The 4,723-nt window shown below is 38.7% G+C and carries 5 protein-coding genes; all 5 read left to right on the forward strand.

Annotation, left to right across the window (positions count from 1 at the left end; genetic code table 11):
* Positions 1-212 precede the first annotated feature (212 nt).
* The 5 genes from D5R40_RS30425 (at position 213) to D5R40_RS30445 (ending at position 4,655) form a co-directional block, all read left to right on the forward strand.
* Positions 213-428 carry a hypothetical protein gene (locus D5R40_RS30425; RefSeq protein ID WP_124147711.1) on the forward strand — a complete coding sequence of 72 codons (216 nt, stop codon included), beginning with the start codon at positions 213-215 and terminating at the stop codon, positions 426-428.
* 23 nt (positions 429-451) lie between these two features.
* Complete coding sequence (locus tag D5R40_RS36515) at positions 452-679, forward strand: hypothetical protein (RefSeq protein ID WP_124147712.1); 228 nt, start codon at positions 452-454, stop codon at positions 677-679.
* Positions 680-1,459: 780 nt separating this feature from the next.
* Positions 1,460-2,158, forward strand: coding sequence for a dethiobiotin synthase (gene bioD, locus D5R40_RS30435; RefSeq protein WP_124147713.1), 699 nt, complete (start codon positions 1,460-1,462; stop codon positions 2,156-2,158).
* An 18-nt stretch (positions 2,159-2,176) separates the two neighbouring features.
* Entirely contained in the window at positions 2,177-3,394 is a 1,218-nt protein-coding gene (locus D5R40_RS30440) for a M20 metallopeptidase family protein (RefSeq protein WP_124147714.1), read from the forward strand.
* 610 nt (positions 3,395-4,004) lie between these two features.
* On the forward strand, positions 4,005-4,655 hold the full coding sequence (locus D5R40_RS30445; protein WP_124147715.1) for an SH3 domain-containing protein: 651 nt from the start codon (positions 4,005-4,007) through the stop codon (positions 4,653-4,655).
* Positions 4,656-4,723 lie beyond the last annotated feature (68 nt).

Below are 4,723 nucleotides of genomic sequence, written 5' to 3' on the forward strand. Positions count from 1 at the left end.
TGTCTCCTAGCTCAAAAAACTTAATATTTATGAAGATACGCTTAGGGGTTCTATACTTCCCTTTGTCTAAGACTTACGGACGTTGTATGCAATCTCCCTACTGCTCACTCTTCCATGAATGTAGCAATATTTTATGAAATTGGTATTAGAAGTATTTTTGTGAGTAGCGGGAAGACTAAAGTTAAACAAATAAATCCAATTCATATCAGCTTATGAATAAAAATCTAATATGGTTATTTGTCATCGTGAGTATAGTTTTTGTAACTGCTGGTGACAGTTTTGAATTTGTGCCTCAACCTGTCCAAAATGCCAGCTTGCAAAGTCGAAAATTTATAGTTGGACTATGGCCTGATTGGTTGAAGCCCAAGAATACTAATGAACGTACAGAAGATGCTGTAAAGGATCTAGAAAATCGTGCCGATCCATAAATAGGGTTTGCTGAAAAAGTCTTATGAGCAAGGGTAGGAGTCAGGAGACAGGAGACAGGAGACAGGAGGAATGGGGAATGAGCGAGAAGGCAGGAGTTAGAATTATTCCTCAATTTCTCTGTCCAAATCTTGCTGTTAATACTAACTTTTTGAGGCTTTTCAACTCAAATAAGCGCACCCCCTCCAGACTTAAAAATGCCAAAAGCTTTATCTGTAAAGACTTTCATATTTATTCAGCAAACCCTAAATAGACATCTCCACCAAAAAAGGGAGTAGGGAGTAGGGGGTAGGGAACCCACCCCTCGCCCCTCCCCCTCCCAGGAGGGGAAAGAATTGATAATTTCTGTGGAGGTAGAAAAAAACTCGCTCCACACCCCCTAATATCAAATTCGGTAGCATTAGTGTAATTAGATTCACAGAACTTACGCAAAATACAAAGTTATACACCATCTGTAGGGGCGTTTTGCTCCGCAACATATAAAGCTTCAGCTATGCGTCAGTAAACGGCCGTTCTGTATGTGGTGGTTATGCGTAATATCAAATCCGTTTAATTCGGTATAAAAACATTCTTTATCTTCACCATTACCAAATCTTCATAAATTTTTTCCCTCCTGACTCCTGACTCCTGACTCCTACTTCAAAAGATTTTATACCGATGCTACCGGATTTGATATAATATCATGTCCGGATAATTAGCGATCAAAAAACTTTCTCCTTCTTTTCTTCTTTCTTCCCTCCTGAATTGCAGAATTGCTTACTCCTGACTCCTAAGTAGTTTATTTATAACTGTTCAACCGGACATGATATAACTCCTGATTCATAATTTTTAAATCATCATTTTTAAATATATCCCAAATGGGTTCTATACTGGCGGTGGTGTAATACCAAGGGTGAGTTGCAATGCACTCTACTGACGTGACACACCCCGCACAAAATTAGGTGTGTCAGTCCACTACAGGTAGAACTTGGTACGGAAGTCCTGAAGATATTACAATGGAGAGATCCAGAAATGATATTCCAGGGTAAATGCTTTGAAAGAACTTTTGATTACTGCAACCGATACCGACGCTGGTAAAACGATATTAACCCTCGCTCTTGCTGCTTATTGGCAAACTTACCATCAAGACCGGAACTTAGGCTTATTTAAACCCATTCAAACTGGCATAGGCGATCGCGAACTTTACACTCAATTATTTTCTCTAGACCAATCTATTGACGAAATTAACCCTTTATGGTACGAAACACCAGTCGCTCCTCCTGTAGCTGCAGAACGGGAAGGTCGTCTGGTAGAATTAGACCAGGTATGGTCAACTTTTGCAAGATTACGACAACAAAAAGATTTTGTGTTAGTCGAGGGTTTAGGGGGACTAGGTTCTCCTGTAACTCACGAACTGACGGTGGCAGACATAGCTAGGGATTGGCATTTACCTACTATTTTGGTTGTACCAATCAAGTTAGGCGCGATCGCTCAAACTGTAGCTAATGTTGCTCTAGCTCGTCAAATGAAGGTTAACCTCCGAGGCATTATCCTCAACTGCGTTAAACCTTGCTCGGAGCAAGAAATTGCTGACTGGACTCCTGTTGAGCTAATTCAATCCTTAACTCAAGTACAAGTCTGTGGAATTATACCACATTTACCAGAAATTAACAACCTAGACAAATTAGCAACAGCAGCCTCTAATTTAGATTTAGAGAAGTTTTTACCCTTACCAACCACAATCAAAAATTAATAACTCAGTATAAAAAATATGGTTTCAACTATTCCGACCTCAAATTCCGTTGCTCAATCTCAACTGCGTCCAGAAATTAGAAAACTACAACCTTTGTTAGTTGAATGGCGGCGACATCTCCATAAAAGACCAGAGCTAGGTTTCAAAGAATATTTAACAGGGGAATTTATTTGCCAAAAATTGCAAGAGTGGGGCATCGAACATCAAAAAGGAGTTGCTAAAACAGGTATCCTTGCAACTATTGACAGTGGTAAACCAGGACCTGTATTAGCTATCAGGGCAGATTTAGATGCTTTGCCAATTCAAGAATTAAACGATGTGCCATATAGATCGATACATAATGGTGTGATGCACGCCTGTGGCCATGATGGACATACAGCGATCGCTCTAGGTACTGCCTACTATCTCGCTACCCATCGCCAAGATTTTGATGGGATCATAAAAATCATTTTCCAACCTGCCGAAGAAGGACCTGGAGGCGCTAAACCAATGATTGAAGCGGGGGTATTGAAAAATCCTGATGTGGATGCCATCATTGGTTTGCACTTGTGGAATAATCTACCCCTCGGCACAGTAGGAGTCCGCAGTGGTGCTTTAATGGCAGCTACTGAAAGATTTAATTGCACAATTTTGGGCAAAGGTGGGCATGGAGGAATGCCTCATCAAACTGTAGATTCTGTGGTAGTTGCAGCTCAAATTATTAATGCTTTGCAAACAATAGTAGCTCGGAATATTAATCCTATAGATTCAGCGGTTGTAACAGTTGGGGAATTAAATGCAGGTCGGGCATTTAATGTGATTGCTGATACTGCCCGCATGGGTGGTACTGTACGTTATTTTAATTTGGCTTATCAAGATTATTTTGCTAAACGAATTGAGCAGGTTATTGCCGGAGTTTGTGAAAGTCACGGGGCGAGTTATGAATTTAATTATATTCCTCTTTATCCCCCGTTAATTAACGATCAAAAAATGGCAGATTTGGTTAAAAGTGTAGCTGAATTATTAGTAGAAACTCCTGCGGGTGTTGTACCAGAATGTCAAACAATGGGCGGTGAGGATATGTCATTTTTCCTGCAAGAAGTACCTGGTTGTTATTTCTTTTTAGGTTCGGCAAATGCCGAGAAAAATTTAGCTTATCCGCACCATCATCCTAGATTTGATTTTGATGAAACTGCTCTAGGAATGGGAGTAGAAATGTTTGTGCGTTGTGTGGATAAGTTTTGTAGTCAGGGATAATTTATTTTGCTCGAATAACGTTTTGATTTTTAACCGGATTTGTCTGAGAAAGTCCGGTTTATTTAATATTATGTTTACTGTAATATCATGTCCGGATAATTAGTTATAAAAAAACTTTCTCCTTCAACTCCAGTTGTTCTTCTTTCTTCCCTCTTTCCTCCTGACTCCTGACTCCTGACTCCTGAGGACTCCCTAGTTATTTATTTATCACTGTTTAACCGGACATGATATAATATAGCGCTACGCACAATTAAAAAAGGAGTGCGTAATTATGAAGTCTCTTTGTTACTTTTCTTTGATACCAGGCGTGATCAATATTTGTTACAAGTATTTAAGCTTTTACTACATTCTTAAGCTGGCTTAAATTCCTTATTTCCCTGTTCTTGAGTTGATAGGTTTATTGGCGGAAATAAGGATTTTTGTTAACTTAGTAAATCTCCCTTGTAAAAATTTTTATTTATATTAAAATATAAAAAATAGAAAGATAACGCTACTTAAAAAAAAAAGATGTTTTTATCTAAATAAAGTATTAAGAATAATCAAAACATCTGAAATATAGACTTACATAGTCAGTAGCTAAACTTGTGATTACAAATAATTCAGAATATTTATGAAAAATAACATCAAGCAAAAGCTAAATTACCTAAGAATATTAACAATTACTTCTCTATCTTTATTAGGAAGTCAAATACCAACTATTGCCATGGCAGACCAGTGGACTCTATGGGTTAACCAGAGCAATGAAATATTACTTGCTCAACAACAAGTTTGTCAGCTTCAGTCTTCACCAGCAGATAGTCGTGCAGGTGTAGATTTCCGAGACCAGCCAAATGGAGGTAGAAATATTGCCTTTTTTAATAACGGTACTTCTGTAACAGTCATCAATAGGTCTAATGATGGACAATGGACACAAGTAACTGGACCAAATAATTCTCAAGGTTGGGTATATACTCCCTATCTGCAAAATTGCAATACACGCTCTGCCTCACAACTACCCAACACAGGAAATAGAACAGGTGGAGTACCTATAGGGACAATTTGTCAGGCAATAGGTTCCCCGGAATATCCGAATATTCCAGTGCGAGATTTTCCCAATGCCAAAGGTTATAATATGCCTTTCAATTTTGCTAAAAATACTCAACTGAGAGTTACTGAACCACCAGCAGGACAAGAGTCTCAGTCAAAGTGGGTTTATGTTCAATCAGTACAAACTCCTCAACAAATGGGGTGGGTATGGAGACCTTATATTCAATGTAATTAAGTTAGCTAAGTAATAGACATCTCCAGAAAAGAGGGAACAGGGAACAGGGAACAGGGAACAGGGAACAG

The sequence above is a fragment of the Okeania hirsuta genome, assembly GCF_003838195.1.
Classification (GTDB): domain Bacteria; phylum Cyanobacteriota; class Cyanobacteriia; order Cyanobacteriales; family Microcoleaceae; genus Okeania; species Okeania hirsuta.